This window comes from Nocardia acidivorans NBRC 108247 (assembly GCF_001625085.1).
GTDB classification, from domain to species: Bacteria; Actinomycetota; Actinomycetes; order Mycobacteriales; family Mycobacteriaceae; genus Nocardia; species Nocardia acidivorans.
This window is the reverse complement of the sequence record NZ_BDAW01000012.1, coordinates 1-22,913: the sequence shown is the minus strand read 5'-3', so window position 1 is coordinate 22,913 and position 22,913 is coordinate 1. Positions and strand designations below refer to the sequence as shown.

Sequence of the window (22,913 nt, the reverse complement as noted above, 5' to 3'; positions counted from 1 at the left end):
GAGCTCCGGGTCAGTCGGTTTTGTTCCAGTTACGACGGAGGCACCGTACCCGGTGGGTACGGTGCCTCAGACACCTTTACGCCTCTTCGAGGAGTTCGGCGGTGACAGCGGATTCGGTGTCGGGGACGCCCAATTCCTTTGCGCGCCGGTCTGCCATCGAGAGCAGGCGTCGAATGCGGCCTGCCACAGCGTCTTTCGTCATCGGTGGATCGGCCAGCTGGCCGAGCTCCTCCAGGGACGCCTGCCGGTGCAGCACACGGAGCTTGCCCGCGGCGGCCAAATGATCGGGTACATCATCGGCCAGTATCTCCAGCGCGCGCTCCACGCGGGCGGCGGCGGCTACCGCGGCCCGGGCCGACCGACGCAGATTGGCGTCGTCGAAGTTGGCCAGCCGGTTGGCCGTCGCGCGGACCTCGCGGCGCATGCGCCGCTCCTCCCACGTGAGCCGGGTGTCCTGCGCACCCATGCGGGTGAGCAGCGCCCCGATGGCCTCGCCATCGCGCACCACGACCCGATCGGTGCCGCGCACCTCACGAGCCTTGGCCGAGATGCCCATGCGCCGGGCGGCACCGACCAGGGCCAGTGCGGCCTCCGGTCCCGGGCAGCTGACCTCCAGTGCCGAGGAGCGGCCCGGTTCGGTGAGCGAACCGTGCGCGAGAAACGCTCCGCGCCAAGCCGCTTCGGCATCACCGATACTGCCGCCGACCACCTGCGCGGGTAGACCCCGCACCGGTCGGCCGCGCACATCGAGCAATCCGGTCTGGCGCGCGAGCGCCTCGCCTTCCTTGGAAACCCGTACGACGTACCGGGAGGTTTTGCGAAGCCCGCCTGCACCCAGGACGTGCACATCGGAGCCGTAGCCGTACAGCTCGAAGATCTCACGACGCAGTCGGCGCGCGATGGAACCCATGTCCACCTCGGCCTCAACGATCACTCGACCACCGACGATGTGCAATCCACCGGCGAACCGCAGTAGCGCGGACAGTTCCGCCTTGCGCGAACTCACCTGTGAAATGGTGAGTCGGCTCAGCTCGTCCTTCACTTCCGCTGTCATCGCCACGAGACGCGCTCCTTTCCACCCAACCCGGACCGCACATGTTGGCCCATATGCCGTCCTTCGACTCGAAGCCCTGCTGATTCCGGCCGAGGTTGCCGGATCACCTGATCCAGTGCGGCGGCAAGCTTTCCGGGGTGGTGCCGGTCTGTCCCGGCCTCGGCGACATCAGCGAAGGTTACTCGTGCTCGCAGCTGTTCGGCAGCTCTTGCCACATGTTCGCGTTCCCTACCCTCGGGTACGGAGCCGGAATCCACCAAAACATGGTCTACCGTGAAATCCGGTGCGTGCTGGGACAATACATGGAGATGCCGCTCCGCGGAGAATCCGGCCGTTTCGCCCGGTTCGGCAGCGAGGTTGAGCACCAACACTTTCCGCGCCCGAGTGTGAAGCAGAGCTTCGTGCAAATCGGGCACGAGGACGTGTGGAATCACGCTCGTGAACCAGCTGCCGGGGCCGAGTACGACCACATCCGCGTGCTCGATCGCCGAGGTCGACTCGGGGCAGGCGGGCGGATCCGAGGGGATCAACCGCACCCGCCGCACCTTGCCCGGCGTGGTCGCCACAGCCACCTGACCTCGAATGCAGCGGCTCACCCGGGGGTCACCCTCCAGGCCCGCCACATCGGCTTCGATGGTCAACGCGATCGGCGACATCGGTAGTACGCGGCCGGTGATCCGCAGAATTTTTCCTGCTTCGTCAAGTGCCGCAACGGGATCCCCGAGTTCCTCGGTGAGCCCGGCCAGAATGAGGTTGCCCACCGAATGCCCGGCGAGCGCGCCGCTGCCGCCGAAGCGGTGCTGCAGCGTCCGCGCCCAGATGCCGTCGGACTCTTCGGCCAAGGCCGCCAACGCCATTCGAAGGTCACCCGGGGGCAGCATGCCGAGCTCGCCGCGCAGCCGTCCGGAGGACCCGCCGTCATCGGCGACCGTCACCACCGCCGTGATCTTGCGGGTCAGCCGTCGCACCGCCGTCAGCGTCGCGTACAGACCGTGTCCACCGCCCAGCGCGACGATCGCCGGATTGGTCGCGCGGCCCGTTGCGCGGCTCGCCGCGGTATCCGTCTCGCGCGCACTCATTCCCGCCCCAAATCCCGGTGAACTACGCGAACAACGTCCCCCGCTCCGTTGTTCGCGTCGGCACCGAGTAGGTCACCCAGTGCCTCCGCCATTGCCACACTGCGGTGCTTACCGCCCGTGCAGCCCACTGCCACGGTCATGTATCGCTTCCCCTCTTGGCGGTAGCCCTCGGTGGTGAGATCGATGAGGTGGCGGCCGGTGCCCAGATAATCCTGGGCGCCGGGACGCGACAGCACATACTCACTGACCGCGGCATCCTGTCCGGTCTGTTCGCGGAGTTCCGGCACCCAATGCGGATTGGGCAGGAAACGCAAATCCAACACCATGTCGGCGTCGAGTGGTACTCCGTACTTGAAACCGAACGATTGGATTGTTAAGTGGAGGGCGGTCGGGGTGGCCCCGCCGTACGCCTCCTCCAGCTTTCGGTGCAGCTGGTGGATCGATAGTGCGGTGGTGTCGATAACCAGGTCGGCCGCGGTCTTGACCGAGGCAAGACGCGCACGCTCGGCCGCGATACCCGCGGTGAGCGTGCCGTCGGCGCTCTCGCTCTGCAGCGGATGGCGACGCCGGGCGAACCCGTATCGACGGATCAGGACATCGTCGGAGGCCTCCAGGAAGAGAATGCGGGTGCGCACGCCCGCGGAGCGCAATTGTTCGGTGACCGCCGAGAGGTTTCCGGTGAAGAAGCGACTGCGCACATCCATCACCATCGCGAGTTTGCGAATGGGCGGATCGGCGCTTTCACCCAATTCGACCATGCGGCCGATCAACTCGGGCGGCAGATTGTCGGCCACGTAGTAGCCCAGATCCTCGAGCACCTTGGCGGCAGTACCACGTCCGGCCCCGGATAAACCGGTGACTATGACCACCTCGACCGGTTGCTCACCGGTCCGGGTCGTACCGCTCTGGTTTGCGACCGCACTGCTGCTGGCTTCGACGCGCGTCATGTCCTACCGGGTTCGTCTCTGAGGGTCCCACGATCATCCTGCACCGATACCCGAATCCGGCGCAGGCGCACGCTCGAGGAGAGACACAGCTGTGATTCTCCCTCCCGACCTGCACAGACGGCGTGTCGCGCAACACGCTCTCGGCGTGTCGCGCAAGTGCCGCCCGGTGACCTAGTCGGTATGCAAAGCGGCGAGAACCGCTTTGGCCGTGGCCACCCCGATGCCCGGGACCTCGGTGATCTGCTCCACCGTAGCCTCCTTCAGCTTGGCGACCGACCCGAAGTGGGTCACCAGCGCTGTTTTGCGGGTTTCGCCCAGGCCGGGGACGGTGTCCAGCACCGAGGCGGTCATCCGCCGCGAACGTTTGCTGCGATGGAAGGTGATGGCGAAACGATGCGCCTCGTCCCGCACGCGCTGCAGCAGGTACAGCGCCTCACTGGTGCGCGGCATGATGACCGGATCGGGCTCATTGGGGACCCAGACCTCTTCCAGGCGCTTGGCCAGACCGATGACCGCGACATCGGTGATGCCGAGTTCGTCCAGGATCTCGGCGGCGGCATTGACCTGCGGGGCGCCGCCGTCCACCACGTACAGGTTGGGCGGATAGGCGAAGCGGCGCGGTTTACCGGTCTTGGGGTCGATCCCGGGCAGACTGGATTCGGTTGCCTCCGAATCGGATTCGGCGAGCTCGGCGGCCTCGGCGGCATCCAGATCGCGACGTAGTTTGGCGAAGCGGCGGCGGGTCACCTCGGCGATGCTGGCCACATCGTCGGAGCGGCCGTCACCGGCGGCCTCCTTGATGGCGTAGTGCCGATACTCGGATTTGCGCGCCAGACCGTCCTCGAAGACGACCAGCGAGGCCACCACATCGGTGCCCTGCACATGGCTGATGTCCACGCACTCGATGCGCAGCGGGGCGCTGTCCAGATCCAGGGCGTCCTGAATCTCCTGCAGCGCGGCCGAGCGGGCGGTGAGATCGCCTGCGCGCCTTAGCTTATGGCGCTGCAATTCCTCCTGGGCATTGCGCTGCACGGTCTCGGCGAGGGCCTTCTTGTCACCGCGCTGGGGTACCCGCAGCTGCACCGCCGAGCCGCGAATGGCCGAGAGCCACTGCTGCACCTGTTCGGCATCGCGGGGCAGGGCGGGTACCAGCACCTCGCGCGGCACCACATTGCCGGGCTGCTCCTCGCCCGACTGTGCGGCCAGGGTGGACTGCTCACCGTAGAACTGGGTGAGGAACTGCTCGACCAGCGCGGGCACCTCACCGCCGGCCTCGACCTCGTCGATGGCATCACCGGATTTGTCGACCACCCAGCCGCGCTGACCGCGCACGCGGCCGTCGCGGACGTGGAAAATCTGTACCGCGACCTCCAATTCGTCTATGGCGAAGTCGATTACGTCGGCATCGGTGCCGGTGCCGAGCACCACGGCCTGCTTCTCCAGCGCGCGCCGCAGGGCCTGCACATCGTCGCGCAGGCGGGCCGCGGTCTCGAAGTCGAGTTCCTCGGCGGCGGAGTGCATGCGCTTCTCCAGCTCCTTGACCAACCGGTCGGTCTTACCGGAGAGGAAGTCGCAGAAGTCCTCCACGATCTGCCGATGCTCGTCGGCAGTCACCCGCCCGATGCACGGCGCGGAGCATTTGTCGATATAGCCGAGCAGGCAGGGACGGCCAATCTGACTGTGCCGCTTGAAGACTCCCGCCGAACAGGTGCGCACGGGGAACACCCGCAGCAGCAGATCCAAGGTCTCGCGAATGGCCCAGGCGTGCGCGTACGGGCCGAAGTACCGCACCCCCTTCTTGCGCGCACCGCGATAGACGAAAACCCGCGGGTACTCCTCGTTGAGGCTCACCGCCAGCACCGGATACGACTTGTCGTCCCGATAGCGCACATTGAAGCGCGGATCGAATTCCTTGATCCAGTTGTACTCCAGCTGTAGCGCCTCGACCTCGGTGGAGACAACCGTCCACTCCACGCTGGCGGCGGTGGTCACCATCTGGCGGGTGCGCGGGTGCAGACCGGACACATCCGCGAAGTACGAGTTCAGCCTGCTGCGCAGACTTTTCGCCTTACCGACGTAGATGACCCGCTTGTGGACGTCCCGGAACTTGTAGACGCCGGGCTCAACAGGAATCGTCCCCGGCGCGGGCCGGTACGTCGAAGGATCAGGCACGCACCCAGATTAACGATCCCCTCCGACAGGCCCCCGTCACGCCCGGCTCCCGACCAATCCGGCGAAGGCGACACGACACCGGTGTAGGACCGCGCCACGCCGTCGATCTCATCCGCGAGCGCCGCGGCGACGAAGGTACCGGCAAGATCACCGAACCAGAGGGGAGCAGTGCCATGATTCGCCTTCGCCGTCGACGCCGGTCGCTTGCGATCGGAGCAGCGTTGACCTTGGCCGCCGCCGCGCTGGTGGCGGTGTCCGTTCCGGCGGCCGCCGAATCCGCCGACGGCACCATCTTCGTCTACGGGGACTACCTGATTCACCAATCCACCGTCGCGGTCTGCGGCGGTCCGGTGCTGTCCGAACCCGCACCGCTCCCGGTCGCCTAGCGCGCCACGCCGCACGCGTATTCCCACATCGCGGCGGTACACGAGGCCAGTATGGGTGCGCACGGTCATCGAACGATCTGTCCACGCACAAGGGGAGTATTGAAGATGAATCAGCAACACCGCCGCTCGCTCGGGCTCGGCTCGGCCCTCAGCCTCGGAGCCGCCGCCCTGGTGAGCATTGCCGCACCGGCCGCGCACGCCGACGCGCCCTGCCGCATCGACCGCACGCTCGACACCGCGACCTACACCTGCCCCGAGGGCATGTGGTACGCCGCCGTCGTCGAATGCCTCGGCACCCGCCAAGTCGGCAATGGCTTCCAGTCCCCCACCTACATCGTGGGCGACTCCCCCCGCCCGCTCATCCCCATGACCATCGAATGCAATGGCGAGGGTAAGCGAGGCATCGTCCTGAACGCCTACACCGACGGGCCCTTCTGAGGCTGAACTAGACGCGCAGGCGCGGGCTCAGCTCGCGCCTGAGCGCGGGGGCCAGGTCGCCTCGGTCGCCTACCTCGAGGGTGTCGAGTTCGAGCCAATCGGCCATTTCCCGAAGGGCCGCAGCGAGTTCCGAGGCCACGTAGGTCATGCCACGGCCGGGTTCGGCGAATGCACCGGGGACGCGGAGCACGCCGGTGGTGCGGTCCGCGCGCAGATCGACGCGGCCGACGATCTCGCCGTCGAGCAGGAATGGGAAGACGTAGTAGCCGTGCACGCGTTTGTGTTCGGGGGTGTAGATCTCGATGCGGTAGTGGAAGTCGAAGAGGCGCTCGGTGCGGGCGCGGAAGAAGATCAACGGATCGAATGGGCACAGCAGCGCCGCACCGGTGATGCGGCGCGGAACGCGGGCCGTGGCGTGCAGGTAGGCGGGCTTGTCCCAGCCTTCGACGGTGACCTGCTCCAGCTCGCCCGCCGCGAGGAGTTCGGCGATGACGGGTTCGGTTTGGACGCGGCTCAGCCGGTAGTAGTCGCGCAGATCGGTTTCGGTGCCGATGCCGTGCGCGGACGCGGCCCGGCGCACCAGCTCGCGGATGGCGTCGGCCTCATCGAGTTCCCGGCCGCAGACCTCGGCGGGCAGCACCCGCTCGGTGAGGTCGTAATGGCGTTGGAAGCCAACGCGTTTGGGTACCGACAGCTCACCCGAGGCGAAGAGCTGCTCGCACACCACCTTGGTCTCGCTGTAGTTCCAGCCCCAATTGTCCTTGGCGCGCGGCCGATCCAGTTCGAGATGTTTCTCGATCTCCCCGGCGGTGCTCGGACCGAATTCGCGCACCACGCTCAGCACCTCGTCGGCGAGCTTCTCATCGCGATGGCGGCCGAGTCCGGCCCAGCGGCCGTGCCGGTACTTCACCATGCGCCACCGCATCAGCGGCCAATCCTGCACCGGCAGCAGCGCCGCCTCATGCGCCCAGTACTCGACCAGTTTGCGCGGGCGGCGCGCGGAATCGCTCCACGACATCTCGTCCAGCAGCGCCCGGTCGTAGGCCCCGATACGACTGAACACCGGCGCGTAATGCGCGCGCACCACCGCGGAGACCGAATCGATCTGTAGCAGTTTGGTGTTGTCGAGCACCTTGGCCAGGGTGCGCCGGGTGGGCGGTGCACTCGGGCGGGCGGTGGCGAAGCCCTGGGCGCCCAGGGCGATCCGACGCGCCGCCGCGACGGTCAGGACAGCAGATCCACGGGAGGAAATCGGCACAGTGGAACCATGCCATGTCCCACCGACAGCCAAGTTCGATACAGTCGTGTATCGAACTTCTACGAACCGAGGAATTGGGCATGATCGAGAACCCGGATGTCATCGTCGTCGGCGCCGGTCTGGCCGGCCTGGTCGCCACCCACGAACTGGTCAAGGCGGGGCGCCGGGTGCTGGTGCTGGATCAGGAGAACCGCGCCAACCTCGGCGGGCAGGCATTCTGGTCGCTAGGCGGCCTGTTCTTCGTGGACAGTCCCGAACAGCGCCGCCTCGGTGTGAAGGACTCCCTCGAACTGGCCATGCAGGACTGGTTCGGCTCGGCGGGCTTCGACCGCGAGGACGAGGACCACTGGGGTCGCCAGTGGGCGCGCGCCTATGTGGAGTTCGCCGCCGGGGAGAAGCGGCAGTATCTGCACGATCTCGGGCTGCGGGTGACCCCCCTGGTCGGCTGGGCCGAACGCGGCGGCGAATTCGCCGACGGGCACGGCAATTCCGTCCCGCGCTTCCATCTCACCTGGGGCACCGGGCCCGAGGTGGTGCGGGTATTCCTGGAGCCGGTGCTCGCCGCCGAACAGCGCGGACAGGTCGGATTCGCCTTCCGGCATCGCGTCGATGAACTGGTGGTCGCCGACGGCACGGTCACCGGCGTGCGCGGCAGCGTACTCGAGCCTTCCGACGAGGCACGCGGTGTCGCATCCTCACGAAACATTGTGAGCGACTTCGAACTTGCCGCGCAGGCGGTGATCGTCACCTCCGGCGGTATCGGCCACAATCACGATCTGATCCGCCGCAACTGGCCGGTCGATCGCCTCGGCCCGTGCCCGGAGCACATGATCTCCGGCGTGCCCGCGCATGTGGACGGGCGCATGCTCGGCATCACCGAGGCCGCCGGCGGGCGCATCGTGAACCGGGATCGCATGTGGCACTACACCGAAGGCATTCACAACTGGGATCCGATCTGGCCCGATCACGCCATTCGCATCATCCCCGGTCCGTCCTCGCTGTGGTTCGACGCCAATGGAAAGCGTATGCCCGCACCGTGTTTCCCGGGTTTCGACACCAATGCCACCATGAAGCAGATTCTCTCGACCGGGTACGACTACTCCTGGTTCATCCTGGATCAGTCGATCATCGAGAAGGAGTTCGCGCTCTCGGGTTCGGAGCAGAATCCGGATATCACCGGCAAGGACCTCAGGCTGACCCTCAAGAGCCGCGTGGCCAAGGGCGCGCCGGGGCCGGTGGAGGCGTTCAAACAGCACGGGGTGGACTTCGTGGTCGCCGACACCCTCACCGATCTCGTCGCGGGCATGAACAAGATCACCCGCGGCCCGCACCTGGACCCGGCCGATATCGAACACCAGATCGTGGCGCGCGACCGCGATACCGAGCACAAGTTCAGCAAGGACGGCCAGCTCATGGCCATCGGCAATGCCCGCCGCTACCTGGGCGACAAGCTGGGCCGGGTGGCGACCCCGCACAAGATCCTGGATCCCGCGCACGGCCCGCTCATCGCGGTGCGATTGAACATTCTGACCCGAAAGACGTTGGGCGGCTTGCAGACCAACCTCGACTCCCAGGTCATGCGCCCGGACGGCACCGCCTTCCCCGGGCTGTACGCGGCGGGCGAGGTCGCCGGCTTCGGTGGCGGCGGCGTGCACGGCTACAACGCGCTGGAGGGCACATTCCTGGGCGGCTGCATCTTCTCGGGCCGCGCGGCCGGACGGGCGCTGGGCCGCAGCCTGAAGTGATCCAGCCGGAAGTGCTTGCCGCCCAGGCGAATGCGTGGGCGGCAAAGCGTCTCTACGCGGCCACGAACCAGCGGTAGCAGTCGCCGCGCAACAGCAACGCGAGCACGACACCCGAAGTCATCACACCGAACAGCACCGCGAAAGGCCCGACCCCCGTGGGCATTTCGGCCGATACCAGGGTGAAGACACCGTAGAAGGCTTGCAGGCTGGCCAATCCCAGCGCGGCCACCCAGACCCACTGCGAACGCAGACCGAAGAACAGTGCCACACCGCCGGTCACCCAGGCGGCGAAGAAATGACCCGCACTGCCGAGCAATCCGCCGAATCCGCTGGTCACCCCGAGCAGCACATGCACCAGCGCGAATCCCGCGGCGGCGAAAGCGGCGTATTGCGTTTCCCGCACCTTCGCGGGCAGTTCGATCTCGGAACTATTACGCCGGACCGCTCGCAGCACCAGTGCGAATCGCTCGAAAATCGTGGCAGGAACACTGTTCCCGGCACTCGTCGGCGAGATATCCATCTCGTCGACCACAGCCGACTGCGAACTCACAGCACTCCTCATCGAGTATCCCCTGGCCGCGCGCCCCCTGCGAACGCGCAGAGCCTGACGCTAACCAAATATTCAGCTGCGAGACAATCGAGTTCGGAAAGTTATGACCATGGCCACAGCCGATAGCAAGCGCGGCAAACAGTGATCTCGAACACATAACGGCCGCACACGATTCGCGTGTGCGGCCGTCGTAAGTGCAGGTCCTCCAGCGATTTTCCAGTATAGCGCCGGAAGCCGGAAACTACTTGTCGTCCATGGGGATGGGCGGAATCACCGGAAACTCACCGGTATATCCGGCCCGCTGTTCGGCAATGGCCAGCACCCGCGGTTTGGCGACCAGCCACCCGATCATCAAGGCGGGCACGATGATCAGCAGGCTGCCCACGGTCCAGGTGCCGACCGGATGGTCGAATGCCATGAGCACCAGTACCGCGCACAGGAACACCAGCGTCGCGATACCGGTGTACGGCGCACCCCACATCCGGAACGCGGGCCGCTCGGCCCGGCCGTTCTTCCACCAGTACCAGAGCTTGAGCTGGCACAGCACAATCGTCGCCCAGGACGCCAGAATGCCCAGCGACGCCACATTCAGCACAATCTCGAACGCCTCGTCCGGGACGATGTAGTTCAGCCAGATGCCGAACAGCGCGATGGCGCTGGTGAGCAGAATGCCGCCGTAGGGCACGCCGGCGCTGGACATGCGCGCGGTGAACTTGGGCGCACTGCCGTTCATGGCCATCGATCGCAGAATGCGCCCGGTGGAATACAGACCGGCGTTCAGACTCGACAGCGCGGCGGTCAGCACCACGAAGTTCATGATCGAACCCATATGCGCCACGCCGATTTTGCTGAAGAAGGTGACGAACGGGCTCTCCCCCGCCTTGTACGCGGTGTACGGCAGCAGCAGCGCCAGCAGGATGACCGAACCGCAGTAGAAGACCGCGATACGCACGATCACCGAATTGATGGCGCGCGGCATGATCTTGGCCGGGTTCTCGGTCTCACCGGCGGCGATGCCGACCATTTCGACCGCGGCATAGGCGAACACGACACCGGAGGTGACGGTGATCAGCGGTAGGATGCCGGTCGGGAACCAGCCACCGGCATCGCTGACCATACCCAGGCCGGTGCGCGCGCCCTCGACATCGAAGCGCCCGGCCAGGAAGACCGTGCCGACGATCAGGAAGGTGACCAGGGCCAGCACCTTGATCATGGCGGCCCAGAACTCCATCTCGCCGAACCACTTCACCGACGCCAGGTTGATGCCCAGCACGATGACCAGTGCGCCCAACGCCAGAATCCATTGCGCTACAGGCTCGAACGGGCCCCAGTAGTGCAAATACGTTGCCACGGCGGTGGTATCGACAATGCCGGTCATGGACCAGTTCAGGAAATACATCCAGCCGGCGACGAAAGCCGCTCGCTCACCGAAGAATTCGCGTGCATAGGAGACGAACGAACCCGAGGACGGGCGGTGCAGCACCAGCTCCCCGAGCGCGCGCAGAATGAAGAAGACGAAAACACCACAGATCAGATACACCACGAACAGCAACGGTCCCGCGCTGGCGAGGCGACCGCCCGCGCCGAGGAACAGGCCGGTGCCGATGGCTCCGCCGATGGCGATCATCTGCAATTGGCGAGGCTTCAGGGCTTTGTGATAGCCGCTGTCCTCGGCAGTGAGATTTGTGGCCTGTGTCCGGATCTCGGTCATACGCCGGTTAACCCTCCGCAATCGTGTATTGAGGCGGTCCGAGAGTACCTTGCAAATAACTGAGAACCACATCGCCGCTCCGACCGGGGCGGATTACCGGTGGTCAGAGCAGTTCGAACGGGTGCCAACACCTTCCCAATGCTGGTAACCAACATGACGCCGGTGGTCGGCATACGGCCCGAGCAACGCAAAAACCAGACCGGACCGCGCACCGGCGCTAGAGTCCGACCATGAGGCGCATGCGACGGCATACCTGGAGCGGCGCCGCGGCCGCCCTGCTGCTGCTATTCGGAGCGGCCACGGCCTGTTCGTCCGATTCGGACGCGAAACCGGGCGTGTGCGAAACCTCCCCCAATGGCGTTCCCATCAGCGCCAGTGCGGGTAGCGGCCCCACCAGTACGAATCTGAGCACCAATCCGGAGATCGCCACCGGATACCGCACCGGGATGAAACCCGCGCACACCGAGACCTTCGCGGTCTCCACCGCCAATCCCGTAGCCACCGAAGCAGCCTGCAAGGTGCTGAAGGATGGCGGCACGGCCGCGGATGCGCTCATTGTGGCGCAGACCGTGCTCGGACTGGTCGAACCGCAGGCCACCGGGATCGGGGGCGGGGCGTTCCTGCTCTACTACGACGCGGCCACCAAGCAGATCGACGCCTACGACGGTCGCGAAACCGCGCCCGCCGCGGCCACCCAGGACTATTTGCGCTGGATAAGCGATACCGATCGCACTACGCCGCAGCCCAACGCGCGAGCCAGCGGCCGATCGGTCGGCACGCCCGGGGTGCTGCGCATGCTCGAGCTCGCCCAGCGCGAACACGGTAGGCAAACCTGGCGCGATCTGTTCGCCCCGGCAATCTCCCTGGCGGATCAGGGCTTTCAGGTCGGTCCACGCATGGCCGGTCAGATCGCCGACAGCGCAGCCGATCTCGCGCGCGACGACAATGCGCGGGCCTACTTCCTGCAGGCCGACGGCAAGGCGAAACCGGCCGGAACCACGCTGACCAATCCGGCAATGTCCAAGACCCTCAACGCGATTGCCTCCGAGGGCGCGGATGCCTTCTATACCGGGGCCATCGCCGCGGATATCGTCGATGCCATCGGCACCACCTCGGGCGGGCGCACCCCTGGCCTGACCACCGCGGCGGATCTCGCCGCCTACCAACCGAAGAAGCGCACCGTATTGTGCGCGCCGTACCGTAACCACGAGATCTGCGGTATGCCCAACCCGTCCTCGGGCGGTACCACCGTCGAGGCCACCCTGGGCATTCTGTCGAACTTCGATCTGGCGTCGATGAAACCGACGGACACCACCGGAGACAATGACACCGCCCGCAATGGCGGCAAACCCACGGCCCAGGCCGTACACCTGATCTCCGAGGCCGAACGCCTCGCCTACGCGGACCGCGACAAGTACGTCGCCGACTCGGATTTCATTCCGATGCCCGGCAATTCGCCGCAGACGCTACTGAATCCGGACTACCTGAAGCAGCGCGCGGGCCTGATCGACCTCAACCACAGCATGGGCACCGCCCAGCCCGGCGACTTCGGCCCCGTCCCCCTGGGCAATGGCGTGCCCACGCCCGAACACGGCACCAGCCACATCTCGATCGTCGACAAATACGGCAACGCGGCCTCCATGACCACCACGGTCGAATCCGCCTTCGGCGCCTTCCACCTGGTCGACGGCTTCATTCTGAACAACCAGCTCACCGACTTCTCCGCCGAACCCCTCGGCAAAGACGGTCTCCCCGTAGCCAACCGACTCGACCCGGGCAAACGCCCGCGCAGCTCGATGGCCCCCACCCTCGTCTTCGACCGCGCCCCCGACGGCACCCGAGGCCAACTCACCTACGTCACCGGCTCCCCCGGCGGCTCGGTCATCATCCAATTCGTAGTGAAAACCCTGGTGGCCATGCTCGATTGGGGCCTGGACCCGCAACAGGCAGTCTCCATGGTCGCCTTCGGCGCAGCCAACTCCCCCACCACCAATGTCGGCGGCGAACACCCGTCGATAAACGCCGCCAACAACGGCGACCAAGACTCCCTGGTCCAACAACTACGCCACCTGGGCCACACGGTTTCGGTCCTCCCCCAATCCAGCGGCCTCTCCGCCCTGATCCGAGACCCCCATGGCTGGACAGGCGGCGCAGACCCCCGCCGAGAAGGCACAGTCCTAGGCGACCCCAACTAAAAAACCTGGGCGGGGCGATCACCAGGAACTCACGGCAGGGAAGCGGACAAACCCCGGCTGGGTCGCGAGTATTCGCGCCCGACCGGTGGTCAAAGCCGGGTACGGCAGGCGAAGTACCCACTCCGAAGATTCGTGGCCATCTGCCGAACCCCGCTGGAACGTAATGTCCCACTGGGTATTCGGCTATGAAGGCCCCGAGTACTTCAGCGGGGGTCCTCGGCGGTGTACTTCGCCCCGAGCTCGCGGAAGCGGTCCATCGCCGACGCAGCGCGGAGCTTGTCATTGGTGCGGATCGCCATCATGGGCACGTACTCGTCGTGAACCAATTCCAGGCGAGCCCAGGACTTCTTGTCCGCAAAGGAAACACCGCGAATATCCTGCCAGCGAAATTCCATATCGCCCAGGATGTTTCGGACCACAACACCGCTCTTGCCCACTCGCACACGCGGGCGTGCGAGGAGCAGCACCGCGCCGCCGAGCAACAGCCCGAAGACCGCGAGACCCAACTGATCCGCGAGGCGGAAGTTCACGCCGGTCGACCCGTGCCGCAACAGAATTCCGGCAACGATGAAGACGAGCGCCAGCAATGCCGCGACGATGCGTGCCGTCATAATGGCGCGCTTCGGGCGCACCTCTAGATCCCACTCCGCTCCGGACGCGGCCGGGTTCTCGTTCTCCCCGACCTCCGGGGCCTCGGTGGCATCCGGAGTCGACTTCGATTTCGATTGCACGCCAGCGCTTTCGGTGCCAGACACTGCGGTTTCACCGGCCTTCGACTCGGTCGCGGACGACTGGGGCCGGCGGGGCGGTTCTTCCGCTCCGCCGTCGCGCTTCCAGATCCGGACGACAGGCATGGTCAGGCGGTCTGCGAGAGTTCGCGCAGCGTGAGCGCGGCATCGAGGGCGGCGGCGGATGCCTGCTCACCCTTGTTCTCGAACGAACCCGGCAGACCCGCGCGATCCAGGGCCTGCTGTTCGGTGTTCACGGTGAGCACACCATTGGTGACCGGGACGCTCTCATCGAGCGAGACCCGGGTCAGACCGGCGGTGACCGAATCGCAGACGTACTCGAAATGCGGTGTCTCACCGCGGATCACAACACCGAGGGCGACCACCGCGTCATGACTGCGGGCCAGCGCTTGCGCCACCACCGGCAGCTCCATCGCGCCCGCGACCCGCACCACGGTGATATCGGCGACGCCGGCCGCGCGTGCGGTCTGCTCCGCATTGGCCACCAGTGCGTCGCAGATGGTGGTGTGCCAGCGCGACGCCACAATGCCAAGCTTGAGATCCTTGGCATCGGCGAGCTCGAACGTGGGTACGCCCGTGCCGCTCATCGGTTTTCCGCCCTTCTCATATGTCCGTTTGACGCGTCAGTTCGCGGTTTCGCCCAGGTCACCCAGGTCGAGATCGTCCAGGCCGACCAGGTCGTGGCCCATACGATCCCGCTTGGTGCGCAGGTAGTGCAGATTGTGCGAGTTCGCGCGCACCGGCATCTGCACGCGCTCGGTGATGCTCAGACCGTAGCCCTCGATCCCGGCGCGCTTATCGGGATTATTGGTGAGCAGGCGCATCGAGGTGATGCCCAGATCGACCAGGATCTGCGCGCCCGTGCCGTAATCGCGCGCATCGGCGGGCTGGCCGATGGCGATATTGGCGTCGTAGGTGTCCAACTGCTGCTCGTCCTGCACCTGGTACGCCTGCAACTTGTGCATGAGTCCGATACCGCGACCCTCATGACCGCGCATGTACAGAACCACGCCGCGGCCCTCATCGGCCACCAGCTGTAGTGCGGCATTGAACTGCGGACCGCAGTCGCAGCGCAGCGATCCGAAGACATCGCCGGTGAGGCATTCGGAGTGCACGCGCACCAGCACGTCCTCCCCCTTGCCGTCGGCACCGGCGATATCGCCCATGACCAGGGCCACGTGCTCGGAGTCGTCGTATTCGCTCTCGTAGCCGATGGCCTTGAAATCACCGAACGCGGTCGGGATGCGGGCCTCGGCGACGCGGCGCACATGCTTCTCGTTCTTGCGCCGCCAGGCGATCATGTCGGCGATGGAGATGAGCGCCAGATCGTGTTCGTCGGCGAAGATACGCAGCTCCTCGGTGCGCGCCATATCGCCTTCGTTCTTCTGGCTGACGATCTCGCAGATGACACCGGCCGGGTGCAGCCCGGCCATCCGGGATAGGTCGACCGCGGCCTCGGTGTGCCCGGCGCGGCGCAGCACGCCACCGTCCTTGGCGCGCAACGGAACCACATGGCCCGGGCGGGTCAGATCATCGGACTTGGCCAGCGGATCGGCGAGCACCCGCATGGTGGTGGCGCGATCGGCGGCGGAGATACCGGTCGAGATGCCGTCGCGGGCATCGACCGAGACGGTGTAGGCGGTGCCGTGCTTGTCCTGGTTGACCGCGTACATGGGCGGCAGGCCCAGGCGGTCGCAGTCCTCACCCGTGAGCGGGACACAGATGTAACCGGAGGTGTAGCGGATCATGAAGGCCACCAGCTCGGGTGTTGCCTTCTCCGCCGCGAAGATGAGGTCGCCCTCGTTCTCCCGGCCCTCGTCGTCGACGACGACGACCGCCTTACCGGCGGCGATGTCGGCGACTGCGCGCTCGATGGTGTCGAACCTGGTCACGTCTGTTGTGCTCCATCTCGAATTAGGTGCAGTACCCACATTAGGGCAGTGTCTGATTTGCGCCGCCTCCGGCGTCGCGGTTCGCGGCCACCGAAGGCTCGGTTCTTCACTCCTCCGCCCAGTCGCTACGATCCCCCGCTCCGTCGCTCCAGAACCGAGCCGGGCCGGGAACTTGCAGTCATCCGCGCTGTATCAGCCGCTCGACATACTTGGCGATGACATCCACCTCCAGGTTCACGGTGGTGCCGACCGGTGCGGTGCCGAGCGTGGTGAGCTCGCGGGTGGTCGGAATGAGCGAGACCTCGAACCAGTCCTTGCTGCCGTCGGCGGCGGCCTCCTCGGCCAGACCCAGTCCCGAGACGGTGAGCGAGATGCCGTCGACGGTGATGGAACCCTTCTCCACCACATAGCGAGCGATGCTGTCGGGCAACGAGATTCGCACGACCTCCCAGTTCTCGGAGGGGGTGCGGGAGAGTACGGTGCCGGTGCCGTCGACATGGCCCTGCACGATATGACCGCCCAGGCGGCTGTTCACGGCGGCGGCGCGCTCGAGATTGACGCGCGAACCGGTGGCGAGACCGCCGATGCTGGAGCGATTGAGCGTCTCGGCCATGACGTCCACGGTGAAGGTGTCGCCCTCCACCCGCTGATCCACCACGGTGAGGCAGACGCCGTTGACCGCGATCGAATCACCGTGTCCGGCATCGGAGGTCACCAGCGGGCCGCGGATGGTGAGCCGGGCCGCATCGACCAGTTGCTCGGTGGCGACGATCTCGCCCAGCTCCTCCACGATGCCTGTGAACATGCCCTGCCTCTCCCTGTCGCCTCGGGCCGCGGAACGGGCCCACCGCTTGCGCCAACAGCCCGGAGCACCGGTGCTATTCCCCGATGACGGGCGTCCGCCCTCAGCCTAACGACAGGGAGTCGTAGTGGGCAGAGCGCCTCTCCTACAGGAAGATGCCAATTCGCGCAGGGGAATCGGCCCCCGGTTCCCAATTCCGACTCGCTTACACCATAATCTTGCGGATCTGCGGAAATGGTCGCAAGATTGTTATGCAGCTGATTCCTACAGTTCAACTTCGTCGACCACCTCAGGGTGACCGTACCTCTCAGCGAGCAGTTCAGCGCGGAACAAGTCCCGCATCCGTCGCCGCGTCCGGCGCGGATGAGTCTTCGCAGCAATGTCGAACCGAAGGAAGGTTAGGCCCCGTACGGGGTCGGATCCAGGTGGACTACAACACAATTGGGAGTGCAGCGTGACCACGCTTCTCGATACCACCCTCGAAGTTCGTTGCGTGCAGTACCGGCGCGAATTTCACCTCCCGGCATCGATAGACCCGGCGTCACGACACATCCTGTTGGAGATAGGCAGCCGTTACGGCGCGATCACCATGCCCGCCGAACTAGGCGAACGGGTGCAGCACAGACTCGCGCAGGCCGAGCTGGCCGGGCCGGTCGTGCACCATCCGCGGGCGCGGCGCTGGACCTTCATCACCGGTCCCGCCCGGCCCGAGACGCTCAGCACGCCCGTCACCGCCGCGCTGTTCCGGCTGTACGCGACGGTCGCGTGCGCGGGTGCGCAGGTGGTGCTGCCGTCCGCCGATGACGAGCGGACGGGCTACCGCACCTGGATTCATCCCCCGGAGACGGTCAGCTCGGTGCCGCCGCTGGAGTCGGTGGTCGAGGCCCTACTGGGCCGCTGACGCCTCCACCGCGATCACCTTCTGCCGCAGGGCTGCCACGGTCGCGGCCGGATCGGCGGTGCCGTAGACGGCGGAACCCGCTACAAAACAGTCGATTCCGGCTTCGGCGGCCTGTTCGATGGTGTCCATATTGATGCCGCCGTCGATTTCCACCACCAGGCGCAGTTCACCGGAATCGACGAGATTGCGGACGATGCGGGCCTTTTCGAGCACCTCGGCGATGAAGGACTGGCCGCCGAAGCCGGGCTCGACGCTCATCACCAGCAGGGTGTCGAAGTCGCGCAGGATCTCCAGATACGGCTCGATCGGGGTACCGGGCTTGACCGAGAGCCCGGCCTTCGCGCCTGCGGCACGGATATCACGCGCCACCGCGATCGGATTGTCGGTCGCCTCGGCGTGGAAGGTGACGTTGTACGCGCCCGCCTCCGCGTAGCCCGGCGCCCAGCGCTCCGGATTCTCGATCATCAGATGGCAGTCCAGGGGAATGTCGGTGGCCTTCAACAGACACTGCACCACCGGAAGGCCCAGGGTCAGGTTCGGCACGAAGTGGTTGTCCATGACATCCACGTGCACCCAATCCGCTCCCTCGATCGCCCGCACCTCGTCACCGAGGCGCGCGAAATCGGCGGACAGGATGGACGGCGCGATCATGGGCGCGGGCCGCTGGAAAGGAGAGGAGGAGGTGCACACACGCGGCAGTCTAACGGCCGCGCATAACCGAACCGACACCGTCGGTGGCGCGATATTCGCGAAGGGGCCCGGCTCGGGGGTCGCCGCGGGTCTTCGCGGCCATTGCGCTGATTGCCGCGCGGTGGAATGGGTAGCCTAGTGCAGGTGATCAACATTTCGGCGGACCAAGGACTGCGGGCCACACCGGTCGAGATCGGTGTCGCCGCATCCGTCTCCCAGTTGCCCATCGTGCGCGGACTCGCCGAAACCCTGGTGCTACTCAGCGATTTCACCCTGGACGAGGTCGCCGATATTCGGCTCGCCGTCGACGAGGCCGCCTCCACCGTGATCGCGCTCGCGGTGCCGGGCAGCACACTCCAGTGCGTGTTCACCGTGGGCGACAGTGATTTGGTGATTCGAGTCGGCGGTATCGCGGGCACCCGGGGGCTTCCCGATCAGCGCAGCTTCGGCTGGCATGTACTGCGCACCCTCTCCGACGAGGTGACCGCGAGCCAGGGCGATTACGACCCGGCGATCTCCGGATACCCGACGACGGTGGAGTTCCGGCGGGTCCGGGGGAAGGCGTAGTGACCGACGAGGACATGGTGTTCGCCTCTCCCGACGCGTCACAGCCCGATTCGCCCGGATCCGAGCCGGTGAGCAGTGCCTCCGACGGTCCGGCCACCGGTGCCTCGGACAGTGGTCGCGGGCAGGCGAACGGCACCGCGAGTGGCGAGAACGGGGATCGCGGCAGCGCCCCGCGCAACGGGAACGCCGGTGACGCTGCGGCCCAAGCCGGTTCGGCGGACAGTGGCCCGACCTCCGAGACGGACGCCGCGCCCGAGAGTGAGGAATCCGCCGAGCCCGACGAGGTCGTCGACGCCGAGGAGGTCGAGGAGGTCGCGCGCAGCGTCTCCGGCGGATACGACGATGTGACCGCGCTGTTCGAACAGCTGGCCGCCACCGATCCGAGCTCCGCGCGCCGCGCCGCACTGCGTTCGGAGCTGATCAGCCGGTGCATTCCGCTCGCCGATCACATCGCCCGCAAATTCAGCGGGCGCGGTGAGCCTTTCGACGATCTCACCCAGGTCGCGCGGGTCGGACTGGTGCACGCGGTGGACCGCTTCGATGTCGGGCGCGGGTCGAACTTCCTGTCCTTCGCGGTGCCCACGATCATGGGTGAGGTCCGCCGGTACTTCCGGGACAACACCTGGGCCATGCGAGTTCCGCGGCGGGTCAAGGAAACTCATCTACGGATCGGCTCGGCCATCGACGCGCTGTCCCAGCAGCTCGGCCGCTCCCCCACCGCCAAGGAGATCGCCGCCCAACTCGGCATCGATCCCGATGAGGTGACCCAGGCGGTCATTGCCGGAAACGCGTACCAGCCCAGCTCCATCGACGCGGTCTCGGTGGGCCGTGATACCGAGGCGTCGCTGCTCGACACACTCGGCGAGGAGGAGTCGCAATTCGATCGGGTCGAGGAGTACGTGGCCATCCGGCCGTTGCTCGCGGGGCTGCCCGAACGTGAGAGACGCATTCTCACCATGCGGTTCTTCGAATCGATGACCCAGACCCAGATCGCACAGCAGATGGGCATCTCCCAGATGCACGTCTCCCGGATTCTGGCGAAAACCCTTGCGCGCCTGCGGGAGCAGTCCTCGCGCGAGTGACACGCCCACCCGAATCCCGTGGGCTTGCCCGCACGGCCCGCCGGTGCGACGATCGAGGCCACCCGGCACGCACCGCATTCGGGCGGCAGTATGACCCAGCGCGATCGACATATCGTGAATCAGATCGACCAGCTCGTGAACGACCAGCTGGCCGACGGCGAACCACGCACCGGCTACGACTACGGCGATCCGGAGTTCCCGCGCTGTCCGCACCCCTGGTGCGATGAGGAATGGCACGGCCTGCCCATCACCACGCGCATGGCCGAAATGCGCTGGCGCGGTGAGGTGGACCCCGGCTATCGCTATCCGGACGACGAATCACCCGTGCTCTGCCCCGGATCCGAGGACCCGGGCGACTTCACCCCCGCCGACCGCTTCCGCGCCCTGGCCGAACTCCAGCATTCGGTCACCGCCGCCCGCACCACCCGCCGCAACCGCGCCCAAGCCCAGTGGTGGTGCTGCTTCCACATCGCCGACCTCACGGTGAACACCGTCGTCCGCTCCGGCAACGGCCGCCCCGAGCGATTCATCGAAGTCAACGGCGAAACCATAGAACTGGTACCCGATTCCGACGGCAGCTGCATACTCGGCCGCACCGACCGCGGCCCCGACAACACCGAACGCCCCCAATGGATGGCAATCCGCTGCCGCCGCGTCCCCCGCGCGGGCGTCTGGGTCTCCTGGCGACCCAACCCGCCCGCGCGACCGTAGGCATGCGATCCCGGCGAGGATGAAGGCTTCCCGGGGGACCAGACGGGGCGACGTTACTTCGCGTCGAGCGGTTTGCGCAGGGCCGCGAGGAACATGGCGTCGGTGCCGTGGCGGTGGGGCCATAGCTGGGCGCCGGGGCCGTCGCCGAGATCGGGGACGTCGGTGAGCAGTTCGCGGGAGTCGAGCTGTTCCGCGCCGGTGCGGCGGACCATATCGGCTACCACCGAGACCGTTTCGGGGAGGTGGGGGGAACAGGTCGAGTACACGACCACGCCGCCGGGGCGGACCAGATCCCATGCGGCGCTGATCAATTCGCGCTGCAACTTGACCAGGTCCTTGACGTCGGCGGGCTGGCGGCGCCAACGCGCTTCCGGGCGACGGCGCAGGGCGCCGAGGCCGGTGCAGGGGGCGTCGACCAGGATGCGGTCGTAGCCGGGGGTCAGTCCGCTGTCACGGCCGTCGGCTACGTGGATGTCGACCGGGAGGCCGCGGGTCGCCTGGCGGACCAGGTCCGCACGATGTTCGGCGGGTTCGACGGCATCGATGTGGAAGCCGTCGATATCGGCGATCGCGCCCAGCAGCGCGGTCTTACCGCCCGGACCCGCGCACAGGTCGAGCCAGCGACCGCCATCCTCGCCCTCCAGCGGCGCGCGCGTCACCGCCAGCGCCACAAGCTGACTGCCCTCGTCCTGCACGGCGGCCAAACCGTCGCGCACGGGCTCCAGCTTGCCCGGGTCACCGCCGTCCATGTACACCGCGTACGGCGACCATTTACCTTCCTCGCCACCGGTGATCAGCGCCAATTCCTCGGCGCTGATCTCGCCTGGCCGAGCGACGAGGTGTACGGCGGGCCGAGCGTCGTCGGCCGCGAGCACCTCCTCCAACTCTCCCGCGCGGGCACCGAGTGCGTCGGCGAACGCCTGCGCGATCCACACGGGATGGGCGTGTTCGAAAGCCATATGCCCCAGTGGATCCGAGGGCGCGAGCACCTCCACCCACTCCTCGGCCGATTTCTCGGCCACCCGGCGCAGCACGGCATTCACGAAACCCGCACGCCCGACACCATATTCGGCCCGAGCCATGGCGACCGAGGTATCCACCGCCGCGTGCGCGCCGATCCGGGTCCGCAGCAACTGATAGGTCCCCAGCCGCAACGCATCGAGCAGCGGACCGTCGATCTCCTCGACCGAACGTCCCGCCCCCGCCTCGATCACGGCGTCGAGCAGCCCGAGCGAACGAGCCGCCCCATAGGTCAATTCGGTGGCCAGCGCCGCATCCCGCCCGCTGATCTTCCGCTCCCGCAGCAGGCCCGGCAGCACGAGATTGGCGTAGGCATCGCGCTCTCGCACGGCCCGCAATACATCCCGAGCCACCACGCGCACCGGATCCAGCCCGTGCTCGGCGTTATACGCCGCGGTCACATCGACCTTGCGGGCATCACCCCGGCCACCGGACTTGCCGCCCGAATTCCGTCCCGCCGCACCGGACTTGCCCCGAGGGGCTCCGGCTTTGCCACTCCCCGAGGCGGAATTACGCGGCGACGAGCCGGAATCGCGAGAAACGGAGCGGGCCGGGCCCGCGGCCGACCCGGCGGTGCCACGCGAAGCGCCGCCGCTCCCGCGCCGATCATCCTGTGCCGCAGCCGATTCCCGCTCGCCGCGCGGGCGGTCGCCACCGTCGGATCGTGCGGTACGCACCGGTCGATCCGATCCACCGTGCCCACCGGAAAAGCCATCGCCGGTCGCACGCCCACCGGACGTGCGCGCTGAGCCGCCGGACGCACCGGCCCCGGATCGCGCCGATCCGGCGTTCTCCGAGCGTCCACGCGAATTCCCCTGAGCGGCAGGGCGATCACGATCACCGCCGCGATTCGGGCTGTCACCGCGACGACCGGAATCGGCGGCATCGGCGCGCCGACGGTCATCGCCACGCTCGCCCGCACCGGCGGCGGACTGCTTACCGTAGGGCGCGTTGGCCGCGCGGG

The 22,913-nt window shown here is 66.8% G+C and carries 21 protein-coding genes; 8 read left to right on the top strand and 13 right to left on the bottom strand.

Annotated features, from left to right (window positions below):
• Positions 1-76: 76 nt before the first annotated feature.
• The 4 genes from whiA to uvrC all read right to left on the bottom strand — a co-directional run bounded on the left by whiA (position 77) and on the right by uvrC (position 5,252).
• Complete coding sequence (whiA, locus tag NA10_RS06120) at positions 77-1,060, bottom strand: DNA-binding protein WhiA (protein ID WP_067564519.1); 984 nt, start codon at positions 1,058-1,060, stop codon at positions 77-79.
• Complete coding sequence (locus tag NA10_RS06115) at positions 1,051-2,133, bottom strand: gluconeogenesis factor YvcK family protein (RefSeq protein WP_067564517.1); 1,083 nt, start codon at positions 2,131-2,133, stop codon at positions 1,051-1,053. Before NA10_RS06115 ends, whiA begins: the two co-directional genes overlap by 10 nt.
• On the bottom strand, positions 2,130-3,080 hold the full coding sequence (rapZ, locus tag NA10_RS06110) for an RNase adapter RapZ (RefSeq protein WP_084514359.1): 951 nt from the start codon (positions 3,078-3,080) through the stop codon (positions 2,130-2,132). Before rapZ ends, NA10_RS06115 begins: the two co-directional genes overlap by 4 nt.
• 171 nt (positions 3,081-3,251) lie before the next feature.
• Positions 3,252-5,252, bottom strand: coding sequence for an excinuclease ABC subunit UvrC (uvrC, locus tag NA10_RS06105; RefSeq protein ID WP_067564515.1), 2,001 nt, complete (start codon positions 5,250-5,252; stop codon positions 3,252-3,254).
• 221 nt (positions 5,253-5,473) lie between these two features.
• On the opposite strand from uvrC, the gene NA10_RS36445 reads away from it, so the two are divergent.
• Positions 5,474-5,638: a hypothetical protein gene (locus NA10_RS36445; RefSeq protein ID WP_157556125.1), complete on the top strand. Its 165-nt coding sequence runs from the start codon at positions 5,474-5,476 to the stop codon at positions 5,636-5,638.
• A gap of 105 nt (positions 5,639-5,743) precedes the next feature.
• Positions 5,744-6,076 carry a hypothetical protein gene (locus NA10_RS06100; RefSeq protein WP_067564513.1) on the top strand — a complete coding sequence of 111 codons (333 nt, stop codon included), beginning with the start codon at positions 5,744-5,746 and terminating at the stop codon, positions 6,074-6,076.
• A 7-nt stretch (positions 6,077-6,083) separates the two neighbouring features.
• Here NA10_RS06100 and NA10_RS06095 read toward each other — a convergent pair whose 3' ends face one another.
• Positions 6,084-7,334, bottom strand: a complete 1,251-nt coding sequence (locus NA10_RS06095; protein ID WP_245677058.1) for a winged helix-turn-helix domain-containing protein — start codon at positions 7,332-7,334, stop codon at positions 6,084-6,086.
• 80 nt (positions 7,335-7,414) lie between these two features.
• Between NA10_RS06095 and NA10_RS06090 the strand changes: the two genes are divergently transcribed.
• On the top strand, positions 7,415-9,079 hold the full coding sequence (locus NA10_RS06090; RefSeq protein ID WP_067564511.1) for an FAD-binding dehydrogenase: 1,665 nt from the start codon (positions 7,415-7,417) through the stop codon (positions 9,077-9,079).
• A gap of 52 nt (positions 9,080-9,131) precedes the next feature.
• Here NA10_RS06090 and NA10_RS06085 read toward each other — a convergent pair whose 3' ends face one another.
• Together NA10_RS06085 and NA10_RS06080 are read right to left on the bottom strand one after the other, a co-directional pair.
• On the bottom strand, positions 9,132-9,629 hold the full coding sequence (locus NA10_RS06085) for a hypothetical protein (RefSeq protein WP_157556123.1): 498 nt from the start codon (positions 9,627-9,629) through the stop codon (positions 9,132-9,134).
• A gap of 241 nt (positions 9,630-9,870) precedes the next feature.
• The gene (locus NA10_RS06080; protein ID WP_067564507.1) at positions 9,871-11,340 is read right to left on the bottom strand and encodes an amino acid permease; all 1,470 of its coding nucleotides are present in this window, start codon (positions 11,338-11,340) and stop codon (positions 9,871-9,873) included.
• 239 nt (positions 11,341-11,579) lie between these two features.
• Between NA10_RS06080 and NA10_RS06075 the strand changes: the two genes are divergently transcribed.
• On the top strand, positions 11,580-13,535 hold the full coding sequence (locus tag NA10_RS06075; protein WP_084514358.1) for a gamma-glutamyltransferase family protein: 1,956 nt from the start codon (positions 11,580-11,582) through the stop codon (positions 13,533-13,535).
• Between the two features lie 203 nt (positions 13,536-13,738).
• Here the strand turns inward: NA10_RS06075 and NA10_RS06070 are convergent, their stop codons facing one another.
• From NA10_RS06070 to NA10_RS06055, 4 genes are all read right to left on the bottom strand, one after another.
• Positions 13,739-14,266 (bottom strand): PH domain-containing protein, encoded by a 528-nt coding sequence (locus NA10_RS06070; RefSeq protein WP_245677057.1) that lies wholly within the window; start codon positions 14,264-14,266, stop codon positions 13,739-13,741.
• A gap of 125 nt (positions 14,267-14,391) precedes the next feature.
• A complete protein-coding gene (gene ribH, locus NA10_RS06065; protein WP_067564505.1) occupies positions 14,392-14,871 on the bottom strand; it encodes a 6,7-dimethyl-8-ribityllumazine synthase in 480 nt (159 codons plus the stop codon).
• A 36-nt stretch (positions 14,872-14,907) separates the two neighbouring features.
• Positions 14,908-16,176, bottom strand: a complete 1,269-nt coding sequence (locus NA10_RS06060; RefSeq protein WP_067564504.1) for a bifunctional 3,4-dihydroxy-2-butanone-4-phosphate synthase/GTP cyclohydrolase II — start codon at positions 16,174-16,176, stop codon at positions 14,908-14,910.
• Positions 16,177-16,354: 178 nt separating this feature from the next.
• Positions 16,355-16,981 carry a riboflavin synthase gene (locus tag NA10_RS06055; protein WP_067564502.1) on the bottom strand — a complete coding sequence of 209 codons (627 nt, stop codon included), beginning with the start codon at positions 16,979-16,981 and terminating at the stop codon, positions 16,355-16,357.
• A gap of 451 nt (positions 16,982-17,432) precedes the next feature.
• Here NA10_RS06055 and NA10_RS06050 point away from each other — a divergent pair, with 451 nt between their 5' ends.
• On the top strand, positions 17,433-17,879 hold the full coding sequence (locus NA10_RS06050) for a hypothetical protein (protein ID WP_067564500.1): 447 nt from the start codon (positions 17,433-17,435) through the stop codon (positions 17,877-17,879).
• Here the strand turns inward: NA10_RS06050 and rpe are convergent.
• Positions 17,865-18,530 carry a ribulose-phosphate 3-epimerase gene (gene rpe, locus NA10_RS06045; RefSeq protein WP_067564498.1) on the bottom strand — a complete coding sequence of 222 codons (666 nt, stop codon included), beginning with the start codon at positions 18,528-18,530 and terminating at the stop codon, positions 17,865-17,867. The genes NA10_RS06050 and rpe overlap by 15 nt on opposite strands.
• Positions 18,531-18,713: 183 nt before the next feature.
• Here rpe and NA10_RS06040 point away from each other — a divergent pair, with 183 nt between their 5' ends.
• Genes NA10_RS06040 through NA10_RS06030 form a run of 3 tightly spaced genes read left to right on the top strand, consistent with a single transcriptional unit; the run spans position 18,714 to position 20,929 of the window.
• Positions 18,714-19,136: an ATP-binding protein gene (locus tag NA10_RS06040; RefSeq protein ID WP_067564854.1), complete on the top strand. Its 423-nt coding sequence runs from the start codon at positions 18,714-18,716 to the stop codon at positions 19,134-19,136.
• Positions 19,136-20,218 (top strand): RNA polymerase sigma factor SigF, encoded by a 1,083-nt coding sequence (locus tag NA10_RS06035; protein WP_307188379.1) that lies wholly within the window; start codon positions 19,136-19,138, stop codon positions 20,216-20,218. The genes NA10_RS06040 and NA10_RS06035 overlap by 1 nt, the downstream gene beginning before the upstream one ends.
• 18 nt (positions 20,219-20,236) lie before the next feature.
• The gene (locus tag NA10_RS06030; RefSeq protein ID WP_067564496.1) at positions 20,237-20,929 is read left to right on the top strand and encodes a hypothetical protein; all 693 of its coding nucleotides are present in this window, start codon (positions 20,237-20,239) and stop codon (positions 20,927-20,929) included.
• A 53-nt stretch (positions 20,930-20,982) separates the two neighbouring features.
• On the opposite strand, the gene NA10_RS06025 is transcribed toward NA10_RS06030, so the two are convergent.
• The gene (locus tag NA10_RS06025; RefSeq protein ID WP_084514384.1) at positions 20,983-22,350 is read right to left on the bottom strand and encodes an RsmB/NOP family class I SAM-dependent RNA methyltransferase; all 1,368 of its coding nucleotides are present in this window, start codon (positions 22,348-22,350) and stop codon (positions 20,983-20,985) included.
• Positions 22,351-22,913 lie beyond the last annotated feature (563 nt).